Consider the following 16,522-nt stretch of genomic DNA (forward strand, 5'->3'; position numbering starts at 1 on the left):
TCTCAATTGGCCCTCAGAGGGGGGCTGTCAACCCGCCAGCGGGCCGATGCTTAGATTTTGATACATTCCCCAAAGCGCGGTCACGAAGATCGAGACCATGCCGATGATCTGGGTGTAAAGCCGGTGCCGCATCAATCGCCGCCGCAGCACCTCACCGGTTGACCCTTCGATGCGAATAAGCCGGGCGGTCGACAGGCTCAAAAGCCCCACCAGCGACATGGGAAAGCCCAAGAGCAGCAAGGCTTGAGCGAATTCGATGCCATAGACGAACCCCAAGAGCACCAGAGAGGTCAGCGCGAAGAACCCCAGCCCCAAGAGCCACAGCCCAGAGACCTGCGAGATATAGAGCATCCGGTTCACGTTGATCCGCACGATATCTTCCAGATCGGCCTCGGCCTCTCCGCCATAGCGGCGGGCGCGCAGGACCATGTCGAAGGGCACGCCGAGCACCCAGTGGCTTGCCGTTGACCACATCACAGCCAGCGCGATCCAGAACCAAAGGTTCGAGAAAGAGCGCATGTCGATCATTTCGAAAAGGGTTTGATACCAGTCCAAGGCGTGCTCGTCCGAATATTGAGTTCAGATCTCTTAGCGGTCCAGCGCGACAATTCATAGGGTTGAGGCGTTCAAAAATACATGGCAAGCCCGTGCCGAGCCATTCTGAGGTATAATTGATGCAACCCGTCCACGCCCCCTTCCCCGCCACACGCCTGCGCCGCACCCGTGCCAATGCCGGTATCCGCGCGTTGGTGCGCGAGAATGACCTGCAATTGGGCGATCTGATCTGGCCGGTTTTCGTGCGCGAAGGCGAAGGCGTGGAAGAGCCGATCCCCTCGATGCCCGGTGTCATGCGCCGCTCGGTCGACACGCTGGTCCCGGCGGTGCGTGCGGCGGCGGATCTGGGCATCGGCACGGTCTGCGTCTTCCCCTATACCGGGCCTGAAGACCGGACCGAGGATTGCGCCCGCGCATGGGATCCGCAGAACGCCACCAACCGCGCCATCGCCGCGATCAAAGAGGCGGTGCCGGAGATGGTGGTAATGACGGATGTGGCGCTCGATACCTATAACATCAACGGCCATGACGGTTTCGTCGAAGACGGCATCATCGTGAACGACCGCACGGTCAAGGCGCTGGTCAAGATGGCGCTGGCCCAAGCCGAAGCAGGGGCGGATATCATCGGCCCTTCGGATATGATGGACGGGCGCATCGGCGCGATCCGCGCAGCCCTCGAAGAGGCCGGGCATCAAGATGTGATGATCCTGAGCTACGCCGCCAAATACGCCAGCGCCTTCTACGGCCCCTTTCGCGACGCGGTTGGCGCTTCTGCGGCCCTGACCGGCGACAAGAAGACCTATCAGATGGATCCCGCCAATAGTGACGAGGCGCTGCGGCTGGTGGCGCGCGACCTCTCGGAAGGGGCGGATATGGTCATGGTGAAACCGGGGATGCCCTACCTTGATATTTGCCGCCGCGTGAAAGACGCCTTTGGCGCGCCAACCTTCGCCTATCAGGTCTCGGGCGAATACAGCATGATCAAGGGCGCGGCGGACCAAGGTTGGATCGACGGCGAACGCGCGATGATGGAGAGCCTTCTGGCCTTCAAACGCGCGGGCTGCGACGGCGTGCTGACCTATTTTGCCCCCGATGTCGCCCGGCTTTTGCTCAAAAGCGCGTGACCTAAGGGCGTAAATCTGCGCAAAGGGGCCAATCAACATGACAAGCCGCGTGATTATGCGTAATCTCGCGCATAAGTCGGGAAAACCGGCAGCAGGCAACCGATCTTGAATATACAGGCAGAAAAGATGACCAATCAGACATATAACCGGCGCTTCGTGACATTGGGCGCCCTCTCGGCGCTCGGCGCGACCGCGGCCTGCGGCAATGGCGTGGGCGGACGCGGCAGCGCGATGATCGACGCGCGCGTGGACGCGACACTGGCCGAGATGTACCGCGGCTATCCCAACACCCGGCAATTGGCCGAAAAGGCCAATGGCATGTTGGTCATGCCGCTGGTGACCGAAGCGGGCCTCGGCTTTGGCGGTGCCTACGGGCGCGGCGCGCTGCGCGTGAACGACGTGACGGTGGACTATTATTCGGTGACCAAAGCCTCGGGCGGGTTGCAGATCGGCGCGCAGCAATATGCGCATGTGCTGTTCTTCATGACCGAGCCTGCATTGCGCGAATTCCGCAGCTCGCCCGGTTGGGCGGCTGGGGCCGGTCTGGAATATGTGATCTCCGACAAGGGCGACAGCGTCAGCGCCGACACCACCACTGTCATGGCCCCCGTTCTGGCGGCGGTCTTTGGCCGCGCGGGACTGCGCATCGGCGCGACGCTGGAAGGCACAAAATACACGCGGATCATCCCCTAAGAGGGATCGACGGCTGTGGAAGGCAAACGCCCGGCTTTAGGCCGGGCGTTTTTTGTTTAAGGCGAGAGGTCAAAGCTGCCCGTCGGGTTTCACCCGAGGTTCTGCAACCGCTTGAACAGGCTCGACGTATCCCAACGCCCGCCGCCCATCTTCTGCACGTCCTTATAGAACTGATCGACCAGCGCGGTCACCGGCAGGCTCGCCCCCGTCTCATCCGCCGCGTCCAGACAGATGCCCAAATCCTTGCGCATCCAATCCACTGCAAAGCCGTGATCAAACTTGTCGTCGAGCATGGTCTCATAGCGGTTTTCCATCTGCCATGACCCTGCCGCACCTTGGCTGATCACCTCGACCACCGCGCGGCCATCGAGCCCCGCTTTCTCGGCGAAATGCAGCGCCTCGGACAGACCCTGCACCAGCCCGGCGATGGCGATCTGGTTGCACATCTTGGTCATCTGACCCGCGCCGCTCTCGCCAATGCGGCGACAGATTTTCGCGTAGACCTCCATGATCGGCAACGCCCGGTCAAAGGCGCCTTCGTCGCCGCCGCACATGATCGACAACTGGCCGTTTTCCGCGCCCGCCTGACCGCCTGAGATCGGCGCGTCGACAAAGCTCACCTGCGCGTCATCGGCGGCGGCATAAAGCTCACGCGTGACGGCCGCCGAAACGGTGGTATGATCGACAAAGATCGCCCCCGCCGTCATGCCGCCAAAGGCCCCGTCTTCCCCCAAACAGACCGAGCGCAGATCGTCGTCATTGCCCACACAAGCGATCACGAAATCCGCATCCTTTGCCGCCGCACGCGGGGTCTTGGCCATGGCGCCGCCATAGGTTTTCACCCAGTCGTCCGCCTTGGCTTCGGTGCGGTTGTAGACGGTCACATCGTGGCCCGCCTTTTGCAGATGCCCCGCCATCGGAGCCCCCATGACCCCCAGTCCCAAAAACGCGAGCTTTGCCATGTGCTTTTCCTTGTCATTCAGTTGCGTTATTCCCTGTCATTACACCTACCACCCTGCGCGCTCCGGTCAATCTGCGCGCCAGTCGAGGATCCCCCGATGGCATTGATGTTTCGCTGGCTTATCCGATTGGCGGTGTTTCTCGTCACGCTGAGTGTCGTGGTTTTGCTACTGGTCTATTGGTTCGCCGCGCGGTCCCTGCCCGACTATGACGATACGGTCGAGGTCGCGGGCGTCAGCGCCCCGGTCGAGATCGTGCGCGACAACGCCAATGTGCCGCATATCTTCGGGCAGAGCGATGAGGATGTCTTTTTCGGCCTCGGTTTCGCCCATGCCCAAGACCGGCTCTGGCAATTGATCACCCTGCGGCGCACCGCGCAGGGGCGGCTGTCCGAGGTCTTCGGCACCGCCACCATCACCACCGACAAGCTGATGCGGCGCTATGACATCTACCGGCTTGCCGTGGCAGCGGCGGATAAGCTCGACCCCGAAACCGAAGCGGCGCTTGAGGCTTATTCCGCCGGGATCAACGCGCGTCTCGACCAGATCAACACCGAAGCCTTGGGCCGCGGTGCGCCCGAGATGTGGCTTTTCAATGCGCCCATGGCCCCGTGGCGGCCTGCGGATTCACTGGCGATCACCAAGCTCATGGGCCTGCAAATGTCGGGCCATCTGGAGGCCGAGGTGCTGCGCGCGCGCGTGTCCTTGGAGTTGAGCGATCCGGACCGTCTGCGCGATATCCTGCCCGAAGCGCCGGGCAGCGGGGTCGCCGCCCTGCCCGAATATGCCGCCCTCTTCCCCGAGGTCAGCCGCCGCCACGCCGCCGCAGCGCCGATGGCGCGCCACCCGCTGTCGCCCTTCAAACGGCAGGCCTTCGCCGGGGCTTCCAACGCTTGGGCCGCCGCGCCCTCGCGCTCTGCCGCGGGGGGCACGCTTTTGGCCAATGACCCGCATTTGGGCTTCACCGCCCCTGCGATCTGGTATCTCGCCCGGATGGAGCTTGAGACCGGCGGCGTAATCGGTGGCACCATTCCGGGGATGCCGGTGGTGCTTACGGGCCGCAGCGCCGATCTGGGCTGGGGGCTGACCACCGCCTATGTCGACGATCAAGACGTCTATATCGAAGAGTTGAACCCCGACAATGCCGAGGAATACCGCACCCCGGACGGGTTCAAGAAGTTCCGCAAACGCGCGTCGATCATCAATATCGCCGATGCCGACCCGATCACCGTCACCCTGCGCTGGACCGACAATGGCCCGGTGCTGCCCGGCAGCCACTACAACCTTGGCAGCATCACCCCGCCGGGGCATGTGGCCTCTGTCGCCTCAACGCTCTTTACCGAAGAAGACACCTCGCTGGCCGCCGCGATGAAAGTGATGCGCGCGAAATCGGTGCAGCAGGCGATCAATGCCGCGACCGACTATGTGGCGCCCGCGCAGAACCTCACGCTGGTCGACCGCGATACCATCGCGATGAAGACCATCGGCGCCATGCCGCGCCGCGATGCCAATCACCAAAGCGAAGGGCGCATGCCCAGCCCCGGCTGGATCGCCGCCAACCGCTGGGACGGGATGTTGCCCTATACCGCGAACCCCGAATTTATCGCCCCCGCAGGCGGCATCCTTGGCAATACCAACAACAAAACGGTCGACCGCCCCTTCCCCAACCACGTCTCCTTTGTCTGGGGCGACACGCAGCGGGTGCAGCGCTGGCAGCGGCTGATGCAGAACCGCGAGGTGCACACCCGCGACAGTTTCATCGAAGCGCAGCTTGATACCGTCAGCCCCACGGCCCGGTCGCTGCTGCCGCTCATCGGCGCCGAGCTGTGGTTCACCGGAGAGGCCGCACCGGACGGCACGCCGGAGCGCCAGCGCCAGCGCGCGCTTGACCTGCTCGCCGGTTGGTCGGGTGAGATGAACGAACACCTGCCCGAGCCGCTGATCTATGCCGCGTGGATCCGCGCCTTGCAGGACCGGCTGATCCGCGACGAATTGGGACCGCTGGCCGAAGAGTTCACCCATATCCAGCCGCTCTTCATCGAACGCGCCTTTCGCGATGTGCAGGGCGCCGCGAAATGGTGCGACGTGCGCCAATCCGCCCCGGTGGAGACCTGCCACGACATGGCGCGGCTGGCGCTCGACGACGCGCTGTTGTGGATCAACGAGACATGGGGCACGCAGCTTGAATCCCTCCGCTGGGGTGACGCGCATCAGGCCACCCATGACCACCCGGTGCTGGGCGACGTGCCGCTGCTGCGCTATTTCGTCAACATCCGGCAGTCGACCTCGGGCGGGGACAACACCCTGCAACGCGGGCTGACACGCGGCACGGGCAAAGACCCCTTCTTTAACGTTCACGGCGCGGGCTATCGCGGGGTTTACGATTTCGCCGATCCCGACAGTTCGGTCTTTGTCACTTCCACCGGGCAATCCGGGCATTTCCTGTCGCGGCATTACGATGATATGGCGCAGCTCTGGCGGCGGGGCGAATATATCCCGATGTCGCTGGATGCCGAACTGGCCCGCGCCGCCGCCGTGGGCGTTACCCGACTGGAGCCTGCTCAATGACCGCCCGCGTGATCCTCTTGAACAAACCCTACGGCGTGCTTTCGCAATTCACCGACAAGGGCACCGAGGGCAGCACGCGGCCCACCCTCTCGGCCTATGTCGATGAAAAGGGATTTTATCCTGCCGGGCGGCTCGACCGCGACAGCGAAGGGCTTTTGGTGCTGACCGACCACGGCCCGCTTCAGGCCCGCATCGCGCATCCCAAATACAAACGGCCCAAGAGCTATCTGGTGCAGGTCGAAGGCACGCCGGATGCCGCGGCGCTCGACGCTCTGCGCAAAGGTGTCGAACTGAAGGACGGTCTGACGAAACCCGCCCAAGTGGATCAGATCGACGCGCCCGATCCGCTTTGGCCCCGCGACCCGCCGGTGCGTTTTCGCAAGACGGTGCCCGACGCTTGGCTGCGCATCACCATCCGCGAGGGGCGCAACCGGCAAGTGCGGCGCATGACAGCCCATGTCGGCTTGCCCACACTGCGGCTGATCCGCGAAAGCGTGGGCGACTGGACGCTGGCCGGGCTGCAACCCGGCGCATGGCGCTGGTCGACCGAAACGGGCCGTTAGGTAAAGGCGCGGGTGATCGCCACACCCGCCGTCGCCGCCGTCCCGGTCAGGACCGAGCCCCAAGTGAAGTCGCGCGCGACCATGGCCCATGTCCAATCCTTGAGCGTCGCCAAATTGGTGAACTCATAGGTGCCATAGCCCATCGCCCCGATCAGCAACGCATTGCCAAAGACCCAGAGCAGCGAATGATCCTGCACCATCGCGGGCCAAGACACGAACCACAGCACCACGGCCACGAAGAAGGCGTAGAAGATCAACGCCGGGGCCATGCGGAATTCATCCAACAGCCAATTGCCGATATCACGCTCGAACGCAGGTTTGATGAGATAGGTCAGCCCGAGATAATCCAGCCCGAGGAAGATGACGACGGTTGAGAGGTAGAGGATAACGAGGGTCATGTGGCGCGCTCCGTTTTTGGTCATAGGACCATATGCGGCGCGGGGCGCGGAATTCGAGCGATTAGCGGCGAATATCGCAAAGGCGCCGCACCTTTCGGCGATGTTTAGGGGCGCGACCGCCGCATCAAAACCTCGTCAAAGTAAACGCCATCCACCAAAAGCGCTTCTCTATCTACGGCCCATGGGGTGAACCCCATCCGCTTGTAGAGACGCAGCGCGGCTTGGTTCGTGGAAACGACAGATAGGCGGATCGAGGTGCAGGCGCGATCAGCCTCCGCCATAGCCGCCTCCATCAATGCCCCCGCCAGCCCGCCTCCGCGCGCTTCAGGTCGAACATACATACCCCAGATTGTCGCGATATGCCGGGTCTTCGATGTCTGAGACTGCGCAAGACCAACGACGCCCTCAAGACGGCCGGCATCACTGAAGCCTCCGAAAACACAACCTGCCGCCAGCCGCTTTGCCACATCGGCAACTGACAGGCGGGATTCCTCTTCAAAGGACGCGCCAAAGGCTTCGGGGCATGCGCGTAGTCCTTCGAGCCTGAGCGCATGAAACCCGGCGGCATCACTGGCGTGGAGCTTTCGAATCTGCATCTTCACTGATCCACCCGGCCCTACAGCACCTGCGCTCAACCCGTCAAAGTTGCTTGAATTCCGCCTCTTGCCGCGCGGACCAGCGCACGGTGATCTCGAACCCGTCGTCGGTCTGGCGCTCGCCCTCGACCACGTCCTGCGCGAACAGCCAGGCGCGTTTCTTGCCGTCGGCGAAACCGAGGGTCAGCACAGCCTCGCGCACGGCACCTTGCAGCGCCTCGGCGATGGTTTCTTGCAGCGCTTCCAACCCTTCGCCGGTGATGGCCGAGATCGCCAGCACATCATCGTTGCGCGCGGCACGGGCGCGCATGGCCTCGGCCCGGTCTTCGGGCAGCAGGTCGAGCTTGTTCCATACCTCGAAACTGCGGGTCTCTTTCGGGACGCCGAGAGAGGCGAGAATATCGCGCACGTTCTGCGCCTGCTCCTCGGTCTCGGCGTGAGAGACGTCGCGCACATGGCAGATGATATCGGCGGCCAAAACCTCTTCCAGCGTGGCGCGGAAGGCGGCGACGAGTTCCGTGGGCAGATCGCTGATGAACCCCACCGTGTCGCTGAGGATGATCTCAGGCCCGTCGGGCAGCACGAGGCTGCGCATGGTCGGGTCGAGCGTGGCAAAGAGCATGTCTTTGGCCATAACATCGGCCCCGGTCAAGCGGTTGAAAAGCGTGGATTTCCCGGCGTTGGTATAGCCCACTAGGGCCACGATCGGGAACGGCACCTTGGCCCGCGCGGCGCGGTGCAGGGCGCGGGTTTTCACGACCTTTTCCAACTGGCGGCGCAAACGTACCAATTGGTCGTCGATGGCACGGCGGTCAGCCTCGATCTGGGTCTCACCCGGACCGCCGACAAAACCCAAACCGCCGCGCTGCCGCTCAAGGTGGGTCCATGCCCGGACAAGCCGCGTGCGCTGATAGTTCAGCGCGGCCATCTCAACCTGAAGCACCCCTTCGCGGGTCGCCGCGCGGTCGCTGAAAATCTCAAGAATCAGCCCGGTCCGGTCGAGCAGTTTGACGCCCCAAGCCTTCTCAAGGTTGCGCTGCTGTACTGGGGTCACGGGGCCATCGACCAACACGAGGTCGACCTCTGCCCCCTTCATGCGCTGCTCGAGCTCTTCGATCTTGCCCTTGCCGAACAGCATACCCGCATGGACCGTGCGCAGAGGCACGACTTCGGAGCCGACAACCTGCAACTCTGGCAGCGCCTCGGCCAATGCCACGGCTTCGGCCAGCGCGGGCTCAGGCGCGCGCCGGTCGTTGTCGGACTTGATATCAGGATGCAGCACCCAAGCGCGCGTTACGCGGGGTCCGTCGCTGTTGTCGATCTGAAATGCTGGACGGCTCAAGAAGCGTCTTCGCCCTCATATAGGCTGATCGGCTGGCTTGGCATGATGGTCGAAATCGCGTGTTTGTACACAAGTTGCGATTGACCGTCGCGGCGCAGCAGAACGCAGAAGTTGTCAAACCAAGTAATGACGCCCTGCAATTTGACGCCATTGATCAGGAAAATTGTCACCGGTACTTTGGTCTTGCGAACGTGGTTAAGGAACGCATCCTGAAGGTTCTGTCTGTCTGACGCCATCGTAGTCTCGCCTTTTGTTCTTGCTGGCGTCCGCGTACCGGACCCCCCCATTGCCTCAAGTATGGAGTGCGAAAGCGTGAGTTTCCAGCCCCAATATCAGAGGACTAGGACGGTTCTAGCGCTAAACGTGTCAAGCGCGCCACAAATTCGGGGTCATCAGCGCAATAATCGCCAAGGTTTCCAGCCGCCCCAGCACCATCGCGCCGCTGAGGATGACTTTGGCCGCCAATCCCAGCTCGATCAGTTGAATGGGCTTGTCGGCGGCATGTTCGATCAGCGGCCCGGTGGTGGAGAGCGTGGCCACCGACATGACCACCGCCGCATCGAAGGACGCGCCGGTCAGGGTCAGCAGCAGGGTCACCCCGGCCAGTGACATGGCGAAGAGCATGAAGAAGATCCAAGCGATGAAAGCCCCGTTGCTTTGCAAACGCCGCCCGGCCGCCCCCGCCCCGCTGACGGAGTTGGGATAGACCAGCCGGTCCATCTCGCGCACCCCGTTTTGGTAAAGCGCGAAGACCCGCAGCAGTTTCACCCCGCCCGCCGTGGTGGCCACCCCGCCGCCGATCAGCGCAAGCCCCATGAGCACCAGCCCCGGCGTACGCAGTCCGGACCAATTCTGCGCATCGGCCCAATGCTCAGAGACGAAACCGGTGGTCGACAGGAAGGACAGCACCGTGAACAGCCCGCCCCAAAGCGCGTGCAAGGCCCGGGTGCCGTCGACCTCAACCTCAACCTCAAAAGCGCCGATCCAATGGCGCGCGAACAGCAGCAGCGGCACGCCGATCACCACCAAAAGACCGATGCGAAACTCAGGGTCGGTCATCAGCCCGCCTTGGGTCGCGGTCACGGTATCTTTGGAGAAGGTCAGCCGCGACAGGGCGAAGAGCATGAAGAGCATCATCACCGCCTCGCCCGTCACGCCGACCTGCGCCTCGGCCACGCCACCGATGGGCGAAATGCCCGAGGTCGCCATGACCGACATCGCGTGACAAAGCGCCACCAACGCCGTCTCTCCGCCGATGACCAGCAAGAGCCACAGCAGAAGTGTCAGCCCGAAATAGATCGGCAGCAGCGCTTGGGTGGTGCGCAGCAGCCGTTGGCGCGGGGTGATCCGGCCCATCCGCGTGTTGATCCGGTCGTCGGGCCGCCCCGGTTCGGCCTGCGCCGTGACCTCAAAGCCGCCCAAATGCAGAGGGGCCAGAATGGCCGAGGCCGTGACCCACATGAGCAGCCCGCCCATCCACCCGACCTGCGCGCGCCACAGATGCAGCGTGTCGCTCAGCCGTTCGGGACTGAACATCGTGGCCCCGGTGGTGGTCAGCGCGCTGACCATCTCGAAATAGACATTCACGAAACGGGTCGTCGGCAGCGCCTCAAGAAAGGGCACTGCAAAGAAAACCGGCAGGAACACGAAGGCCGACAGCAGCGACAAAAGCGGCCCGAGCGCCCCGTCCAAAGGTTTGCGCCCCGCGTGGGCGATGGCGATGAGCGTAAAGGCCACAAGCCCCAAAAGTCCCGCATAGAGAAAGGCGCGGCTGGCCAAATGATCGTTCATCACCAGCCCGTGGATCGACGGCAGGATCATCGACAGGGCGGAGACGCCGAACAATTGCAAGAACAGCGGCAGTTGCACGATCTCCCGGCGGATGCCGGTCGGGCCTATGCGGGTCGGTTGCGTCACAAAGGCGCTCCTGCGCTTAGAAAAAGTCGATCGAGACCTGCAAAAGCTGCTCAACCCGGGGCACATCCTCGGCCAGAGCGAAGAGGGCGACAACATCCCCTTCGTCGATCCGTGTGCTGCCCATGGGGCGGATCACCTTGCCTTCTTTGCGCAGCATGCCGATCAACACGCCCTCGGGGAAGTCAATTTCCGAGACTTTCTTGCCCGCGAGGGGCGAGGTCGACAGCACTTCGGCCTCGATCACCTCGGCCTCGGCGTCACCGATGGAATAGACCGCCCGCACCCGGCCATGGCGGATGTGACGCAGGATCGAACTCACGGTCGTGGCGCGCGGGTTGATATAGGCGTCGATGCCGAGGTGGGTCATCAGTGGCACCAGCGTTGGGTCGTTAATCAGCGCGATGACATAGGGGCAGCCCTCGGCCTTGGCGCGGACGCAAGACAGCATGTTGGTCTTGTCGTCGTCGGTCACCGCCAGCATCGCATCGGCGCGGCTGATGCCCGCCTCAGCCAGCAGCGCTGCATCCAGCCCGTCGCCATTGAGCACGATTGTTCGTTCCAACCCTTCGGCGGCGCGCTCGGCGCATTTGCGGTTCTTCTCGATCATTTTGGTCCGCACGCGCAACGGCCCGCTTTCCAAATGCTGCGCCACGGTCAGCCCGACATTGCCCCCGCCCACCAGCACGACACGCTCTTGCTTGGTGGTTTGCTTGCCGAAAATCTCCATCGTGCGGGCGATGTCGTCGTGATGCGAGAAGACATAGCAATCATCCCCGACGAAAAGCTGGTCCTTCGCCTCGGGCGCGAAAAGCGTGCCATCGCGGCGCACGCCCACGACCACGGCGCGCAGGGTCGAGAAGAGATCGGTCAGCTGCCGCAGCGGCGTGTTCACCACCGGGCAATCGCTGTCGATCGAAATGCCCAGAAGCTGCGCCTGCCCCTCCATGAAAATCTCGGTGTCGAAAGCGGCGGGCGCGCTGAGCCGTTGAAGCGCGGCGGTCGCGACCTCCTTCTCGGGGGAAATCACCACGTCGATCGGCATGTGATCGCGGCGGTAGAGATCAGAGTAAATCGCGTCGAGATAGGACTGGCTGCGCAGCCGCGCGATCTTGCGGTTGATGCCAAAGACCGAATGCGCGACCTGACAGGTCACCATATTGACCTCATCGGAATGGGTCGCCGCGATGATCATCTCGGCGTCGCGCGCGCCTGCACGGTCCAGCACATCGGGGTAGCTGGCGAAGCCGGCGATGCCCTGCACATCCAACGTATCGGTGGCGCGGCGGATCAATTCTGCATTGCTGTCGACCACGGTCACATCGTTGCGCTCTCCGCTGAGGTGACGGGCGATCTGCCACCCCACCTGCCCTGCGCCGCAAATGATGATTTTCATGAAGGCTTCCTTACCCTGAGCAAAGATCGTGTGAGGGTTGTCTTGGGTCGGTTAGAGGGCATGACAGATGGGTTGGCAAGGGTCAAATCAATTGTCTTTGCCCCGCAACGGCGGCATGATGGGGCCATGAAACCGATATCTCCCCGCCCCTCCCGCGCCGCTTTTGCCTTGACCTTTGTCGGCTTGGCGGCGGCGGCCTGTGCGCCGCTCAACACCTATTACAAACCGGGCGCGAGTGTCGCGCAGGTCAATCGCGCCACCACCGCTTGCGAGGTTCAGGCCCTGCGCGACGTGCCGATCTCGACGCAAATACGCCGCGAACCGCCACGCTATGTGCCCGCGCGGCGCCACTGCGATGCCGATAACAATTGCACCACGCGGGGCGGTTTTTACGTGCCGGGGGAATTGGTGACATTTGACCCGAACGAAGACCTGCGCAACCGGGTCGAGGCGCAATGTATGGCCGACAAAGGTTTCGCGCCCGTGTCGATCCCCGCCTGCCCCGGCAACGTCGCCCGCGCCGCACCGACGCGCGCGACGACCACGCTGCCCGCGCTCAACCCCAAGTCCTGCGTGATCCGCAACAGCGATGGGTCATTCCAGATCGTCACCCAAGGGTAACGCAAGCGCGCGCGGGGCAGCCCCCCGCGCGCAACCGGCGGGGTTTAACCCGCCGCTTCGACTTCCTCGTCAACATGGGCCACGCGCACGCCCGCTTTGGCCGAGGTCACGACGCCGAGCGATTTCAGCTTGCGGTGCAGGGCGCTGCGCTCCATCCCCACGAAATTCGCGGTGCGGCTGATGTTGCCGCCGAAACGGTTGATCTGGGTCAGCAGATATTCCCGCTCAAACGCCTCGCGCGCTTCGCGCAGCGGCAGCGTCGCCAAGGCGCCTGAAAGCACCACACGCCCCTCATCGCTGCCATTCTCTTCTTCGCCCGGCAGTTCCCGCGCTTCGATCGGGCCGGTGCCCTCGCCAAGGATCAGCACCCGTTCGACAAGGTTCTTCAGCTGGCGCACGTTGCCGGGCCAGACCATCGTCTGCATCAGCGCCACGGCGTCTTCGGTCAACGCACGCTGCGGCAGCCCTTGGGAGGCGTTGAATTCGGCGATGAAATGTTCGGCCAGCAGCGGGATATCCTCGCGACGTTCTTCAAGCGAGGGCACGGCGATCGGCACGACGTTTAGACGGTGATAGAGTTCCTGCCGGAAAGTATCTGCCTTGATCGCCTGATCCAGATCGCGGTTCGTCGAAGAGATCACCCGCAGATCGACCCGGACCTTATCCGTCCCGCCAACGCGGGTGAATTGTTGATCGACCAGCACGCGCAGGATTTTGGACTGGGTGCCAAGCGGCATGTCGGCGACCTCATCAAAGTAGATCACCCCGCCATGGGCCTGCTCCAACAGCCCCGGCTCAACCCCGCGGTCCGGCGTCTCGCGGCCAAAGAGCACCTCTTCCATCCGGTCGGGCGCAACCCCGGCGCAGTTGACGGTGACGAAGGGTGCGGAGGCGCGGACGGAATGGGCGTGAATATAGCGCGCAGCCACTTCCTTGCCCGATCCAGCGGGGCCGGTCAGCATCACGCGGCCATTGGATTTGGTCACCTTGTCGAGTTGGCTCAACAGTGCACGATAGGGCGCGGAGGTGCCGATCATCTCGGAGGTCGCCACATCGCGGCGCTTGAGGTTCTGGTTCTCCCGGCGCAGGCGCGAGGTTTCCATCGCGCGGCGGATCACCACCAGCAACTGGTCGATGTTAAACGGCTTTTCGATGAAATCGTAAGCGCCCTGTTTGATCGCTGCCACGGCAATCTCGATATTGCCATGGCCCGAAATGATCACCACCGGCACATCCGGGTTGTCGCGTTTGACCGTCTTGAGGATGTCGATCCCGTCCATGCGGCTGTCTTTCAGCCAGATATCGAGGATGATCAGCGCCGGTGCCTCGGTGTTGATCTCGGCCATCGTCTCATCCGAATTGCTGGCCAATCGCGTGGCAAAGCCCTCATCCTCAAGGATATCCGAGATCAACTCACGGATGTCGCGTTCGTCGTCTACAATCAGAATGTCACTCATCTGCCTTATCCCCTTGGTCTGTCGTTGCGTCGATGGCCAAGGGCAGCGAAATGACTGCCATGGCACCGTGATGGTCTTGCCCGTCGAATGCGGGCGCGGTTTCGAGCGTCAGGCTGCCGCCGTGTTCCTCGATAATCTTTTTGACGATCGGCAGGCCAAGCCCCGTGCCTTCGCTGCGCGTGGTCACATAGGGCTCGAACAGCCGGGCGCGGTCTTCGGGCAGGCCGATGCCATTGTCGGCAATGGTCAGCCGCAAAAGCCGGTTCTCGGGCGTGAGCGTCACGCGGATCTGCGGCTCGTGCCCCTCGGGCGCACCCTGTTTCTTCAGGCTTTCAATGGCTTCGCCTGCGTTCTTGATCAGATTGGTCAGCGCCTGCGAAATCATCGTGCCGTCGATATTGGCCATCACCGGCTCTGCGGGCAGGTCGAGTTTGATCGCCACGTCTTCCTGTCTGCTCTGCTGAAGCATCACCGCGTCGCGCAGCAACTGCCGGATGTCCTGACGGCTGGTTTCCGGCTCGGGCATCCGCGCGAATTTCGAGAATTCGTCGACGATGCGCCGCAGGTCGCCCGTCTGGCGAATAATCACGCCGGTCATCTGCTCCAACGCGTCGTCATCCCCCTCGGCCATCTTGGGGCCGAACTTGCGGCGAATGCGCTCGGCACTCAACTGGATCGGCGTCAGCGGGTTCTTGATCTCATGCGCGATGCGGCGGGCCACATCGCCCCATGCGGCCATGCGCTGCGCCGAGACCAGATCGGTTACATCGTCAAAGGCCACCACATAGCCCTCAAGATCGCCATCCTTGGACCGGCGGGTCGCCATGCGGACCAAGAGGTTCTCCATCGCCCCTTGGCGCGAGACCTTAACCTCGGCCTGCGCCACCTCATCCGAGGCGGCCTTGACCGTCTCGAACAGCGGGCCGAACTCCGGCACCGCAAGGGTCAGGGGCAGGCTTTGCTGATCTTCGGACCAATCCAGCAGCCGCATGGCCGAGCGGTTCACGAAGGTTACGCGCCCTTCGGGGTCAAGCCCCACCACGCCGGAGGTCACCGAGCTTAGCACGGAATCGAACAGGCGGCGGCGGCGTTCGATCTGGTCGGTATTCTCCAACAGCGTCTCGCGCTGGCCCTTCAACTGCCGCGTCATCTGGTTGAAGTAACGGCCCAGCATGGCGATTTCGTCATCGCCCTCTTCCTCGCGGACCTGCACGTTCAAATCGCCCGCGCCCACCTGCTGCGCGGCCCCCGTGAGCCGCCCGACCGGGCCGGAAAGCCGTTCGGCAAACCACAGGCCCAGCCAAACGGCGGCCAGAATGAGGATCACCGCAAAGCCCAGATAAACAAGGGCGAATTCGAACAGCAGCCGCCCGCGTTCGGATTCAAGCTGTTGGTAGAGGCGCACCGTCTCCTTGGTTTCATCCAGCAGGGCGAGAATTTCACCATCCACCGCACGGGAGACATAGAGGAAACGATCGACATAGGCGTCCATCGGCACCAGCGCGCGAAATTCGTTGTTGGGCCAGTCCTCGATGACCAAAAGCCCCTCTTCGCTGGCGGTTTCCAGCTGCGCCTCGGTGGGGGCCTCGAAATCAAAGAGATAGGACCGATCCCCCCGCGCCCGGATCTGCGCGGTGCTGTCGATCAGGAAGGCTTCGCGCAGGCCCCGTTGGATTTGCCGCTGGCCCTCGCCCAAAAGCTCACTGTCGCTCAGGTTGATGCCCTGTGCCCGGGCGCTGTCGATGCTGCGGGCAAGGGTCTGCGCGTCCAAGATCAGCGCCTCGCGCTGCTCGGCCTCGTAAGCCTCTGCCGCTGCTAAAGACGAGCCGACCACGCCGCTGACCCGGTCGGAAAACCAGCCTTCAAGCCCGACATTCACCGTGAGCCCCGCGAAAATCGCCACAGTGACAGTCGGGATCAGCGCCATCAGCGCAAAGACCCCCGTCAACCGCAGGTGCAACCGCGACCCCGCCGATTTCGCGCGGCGCGCTGAGATCAGCCGCCCGACTTGGATAAGCACCAGCGCCGCCACCAGCAGCACATAGACCAGATCGGTTAAAAGAATGAGCCGCAGGTTGAGCGTATCCGCCCCCTGCCCCAAAGGCCCGAGTGCCAAATAGGTCGCCAGCGCCAAAACCGGCCCCAGCACCACCAGCCCGAAGGTGGACCAATTGCGCAGCCGCTTGACCCGCCTGAGACGCCCCAACCGCTCGAGCTTGAACCTGCGTGACCGGGTTGCCACCCGCATACCTCACCGATGTTGTGATGCATCGCTGCATCAACCGCCATATTATGTGGTCCTGAACGGGGGAGTTCCCCGATGGCCACTGTTATGT

General features: G+C 63.1%; 15 protein-coding genes. 5 read left to right on the plus strand and 10 right to left on the minus strand.

Annotation, left to right across the window (positions count from 1 at the left end; all coding sequences use genetic code 11):
• Positions 1-27: 27 nt before the first annotated feature.
• Positions 28-555, minus strand: a complete 528-nt coding sequence (locus HKX24_RS10905; protein WP_136720314.1) for a component of SufBCD complex — start codon at positions 553-555, stop codon at positions 28-30.
• 119 nt (positions 556-674) lie between these two features.
• Between HKX24_RS10905 and hemB the strand changes: the two genes are divergently transcribed.
• Together hemB and HKX24_RS10915 are read left to right on the plus strand one after the other, a co-directional pair.
• Positions 675-1,679 (plus strand): porphobilinogen synthase, encoded by a 1,005-nt coding sequence (hemB, locus tag HKX24_RS10910; protein ID WP_271693666.1) that lies wholly within the window; start codon positions 675-677, stop codon positions 1,677-1,679.
• A 126-nt stretch (positions 1,680-1,805) separates the two neighbouring features.
• Positions 1,806-2,372 carry a YSC84-related protein gene (locus HKX24_RS10915; RefSeq protein ID WP_271693665.1) on the plus strand — a complete coding sequence of 189 codons (567 nt, stop codon included), beginning with the start codon at positions 1,806-1,808 and terminating at the stop codon, positions 2,370-2,372.
• Between the two features lie 89 nt (positions 2,373-2,461).
• Here the strand turns inward: HKX24_RS10915 and HKX24_RS10920 are convergent, their stop codons facing one another.
• On the minus strand, positions 2,462-3,334 hold the full coding sequence (locus HKX24_RS10920) for an NAD(P)-dependent oxidoreductase (RefSeq protein WP_271693663.1): 873 nt from the start codon (positions 3,332-3,334) through the stop codon (positions 2,462-2,464).
• A 96-nt stretch (positions 3,335-3,430) separates the two neighbouring features.
• Here HKX24_RS10920 and HKX24_RS10925 point away from each other — a divergent pair, with 96 nt between their 5' ends.
• Both HKX24_RS10925 and HKX24_RS10930 read left to right on the plus strand, forming a co-directional pair.
• Entirely contained in the window at positions 3,431-5,899 is a 2,469-nt protein-coding gene (locus tag HKX24_RS10925) for a penicillin acylase family protein (RefSeq protein WP_271693662.1), read from the plus strand.
• Positions 5,896-6,462, plus strand: coding sequence for a pseudouridine synthase (locus HKX24_RS10930; RefSeq protein ID WP_271687376.1), 567 nt, complete (start codon positions 5,896-5,898; stop codon positions 6,460-6,462). Before HKX24_RS10925 ends, HKX24_RS10930 begins: the two co-directional genes overlap by 4 nt.
• Here HKX24_RS10930 and HKX24_RS10935 read toward each other — a convergent pair.
• The 6 genes from HKX24_RS10935 to trkA all read right to left on the minus strand — a co-directional run bounded on the left by HKX24_RS10935 (position 6,459) and on the right by trkA (position 12,108).
• Positions 6,459-6,860 carry a DUF2177 family protein gene (locus HKX24_RS10935; RefSeq protein WP_271693661.1) on the minus strand — a complete coding sequence of 134 codons (402 nt, stop codon included), beginning with the start codon at positions 6,858-6,860 and terminating at the stop codon, positions 6,459-6,461. The genes HKX24_RS10930 and HKX24_RS10935 overlap by 4 nt on opposite strands.
• A gap of 104 nt (positions 6,861-6,964) precedes the next feature.
• Positions 6,965-7,456: a GNAT family N-acetyltransferase gene (locus HKX24_RS10940; protein WP_271693659.1), complete on the minus strand. Its 492-nt coding sequence runs from the start codon at positions 7,454-7,456 to the stop codon at positions 6,965-6,967.
• Positions 7,457-7,499: 43 nt separating this feature from the next.
• On the minus strand, positions 7,500-8,798 hold the full coding sequence (hflX, locus tag HKX24_RS10945) for a GTPase HflX (RefSeq protein ID WP_271693658.1): 1,299 nt from the start codon (positions 8,796-8,798) through the stop codon (positions 7,500-7,502).
• On the minus strand, positions 8,795-9,034 hold the full coding sequence (hfq, locus tag HKX24_RS10950) for an RNA chaperone Hfq (RefSeq protein WP_007119530.1): 240 nt from the start codon (positions 9,032-9,034) through the stop codon (positions 8,795-8,797). Before hfq ends, hflX begins: the two co-directional genes overlap by 4 nt.
• A 130-nt stretch (positions 9,035-9,164) precedes the next feature.
• Entirely contained in the window at positions 9,165-10,781 is a 1,617-nt protein-coding gene (locus HKX24_RS10955; protein WP_271693814.1) for a potassium transporter TrkG, read from the minus strand.
• Complete coding sequence (gene trkA, locus HKX24_RS10960; protein ID WP_271693657.1) at positions 10,732-12,108, minus strand: Trk system potassium transporter TrkA; 1,377 nt, start codon at positions 12,106-12,108, stop codon at positions 10,732-10,734. Before trkA ends, HKX24_RS10955 begins: the two co-directional genes overlap by 50 nt.
• Positions 12,109-12,234: 126 nt before the next feature.
• On the opposite strand from trkA, the gene HKX24_RS10965 reads away from it, so the two are divergent.
• Positions 12,235-12,729 carry a hypothetical protein gene (locus HKX24_RS10965; RefSeq protein WP_276154011.1) on the plus strand — a complete coding sequence of 165 codons (495 nt, stop codon included), beginning with the start codon at positions 12,235-12,237 and terminating at the stop codon, positions 12,727-12,729.
• A gap of 44 nt (positions 12,730-12,773) precedes the next feature.
• On the opposite strand, the gene HKX24_RS10970 is transcribed toward HKX24_RS10965, so the two are convergent.
• Complete coding sequence (locus tag HKX24_RS10970; RefSeq protein ID WP_271693655.1) at positions 12,774-14,186, minus strand: sigma-54 dependent transcriptional regulator; 1,413 nt, start codon at positions 14,184-14,186, stop codon at positions 12,774-12,776.
• Positions 14,179-16,434 carry a PAS domain-containing sensor histidine kinase gene (locus HKX24_RS10975; protein WP_271693654.1) on the minus strand — a complete coding sequence of 752 codons (2,256 nt, stop codon included), beginning with the start codon at positions 16,432-16,434 and terminating at the stop codon, positions 14,179-14,181. The genes HKX24_RS10970 and HKX24_RS10975 overlap by 8 nt, the downstream gene beginning before the upstream one ends.
• Between the last annotated feature and the right edge of the window lie 88 nt (positions 16,435-16,522).

Origin of the sequence: Sulfitobacter sp. M85 (assembly GCF_029285915.1) — a bacterium.
GTDB lineage: Bacteria > Pseudomonadota > Alphaproteobacteria > Rhodobacterales > Rhodobacteraceae > Sulfitobacter > Sulfitobacter faviae.

What these genes read in the sequence shown, in the direction of transcription:
- HKX24_RS10935 (WP_271693661.1), bottom strand. Translation starts at nt 6,860, where the DNA reads ATGACCCTCGTTATCCTCTACCTCTCAACCGTCGTCATCTTCCTCGGG.
- HKX24_RS10970 (WP_271693655.1), bottom strand. Translation starts at nt 14,186, where the DNA reads ATGAGTGACATTCTGATTGTAGACGACGAACGCGACATCCGTGAGTTG.
- HKX24_RS10965 (WP_276154011.1), top strand. Translation starts at nt 12,235, where the DNA reads ATGAAACCGATATCTCCCCGCCCCTCCCGCGCCGCTTTTGCCTTGACC.
- HKX24_RS10920 (WP_271693663.1), bottom strand. Translation starts at nt 3,334, where the DNA reads ATGGCAAAGCTCGCGTTTTTGGGACTGGGGGTCATGGGGGCTCCGATG.
- HKX24_RS10915 (WP_271693665.1), top strand. Translation starts at nt 1,806, where the DNA reads ATGACCAATCAGACATATAACCGGCGCTTCGTGACATTGGGCGCCCTC.
- HKX24_RS10925 (WP_271693662.1), top strand. Translation starts at nt 3,431, where the DNA reads ATGGCATTGATGTTTCGCTGGCTTATCCGATTGGCGGTGTTTCTCGTC.
- HKX24_RS10975 (WP_271693654.1), bottom strand. Translation starts at nt 16,434, where the DNA reads ATGCGGGTGGCAACCCGGTCACGCAGGTTCAAGCTCGAGCGGTTGGGG.
- HKX24_RS10940 (WP_271693659.1), bottom strand. Translation starts at nt 7,456, where the DNA reads ATGCAGATTCGAAAGCTCCACGCCAGTGATGCCGCCGGGTTTCATGCG.
- hemB (WP_271693666.1), top strand. Translation starts at nt 675, where the DNA reads ATGCAACCCGTCCACGCCCCCTTCCCCGCCACACGCCTGCGCCGCACC.
- hfq (WP_007119530.1), bottom strand. Translation starts at nt 9,034, where the DNA reads ATGGCGTCAGACAGACAGAACCTTCAGGATGCGTTCCTTAACCACGTT.
- HKX24_RS10930 (WP_271687376.1), top strand. Translation starts at nt 5,896, where the DNA reads ATGACCGCCCGCGTGATCCTCTTGAACAAACCCTACGGCGTGCTTTCG.
- trkA (WP_271693657.1), bottom strand. Translation starts at nt 12,108, where the DNA reads ATGAAAATCATCATTTGCGGCGCAGGGCAGGTGGGGTGGCAGATCGCC.
- HKX24_RS10955 (WP_271693814.1), bottom strand. Translation starts at nt 10,781, where the DNA reads ATGTGCCCCGGGTTGAGCAGCTTTTGCAGGTCTCGATCGACTTTTTCT.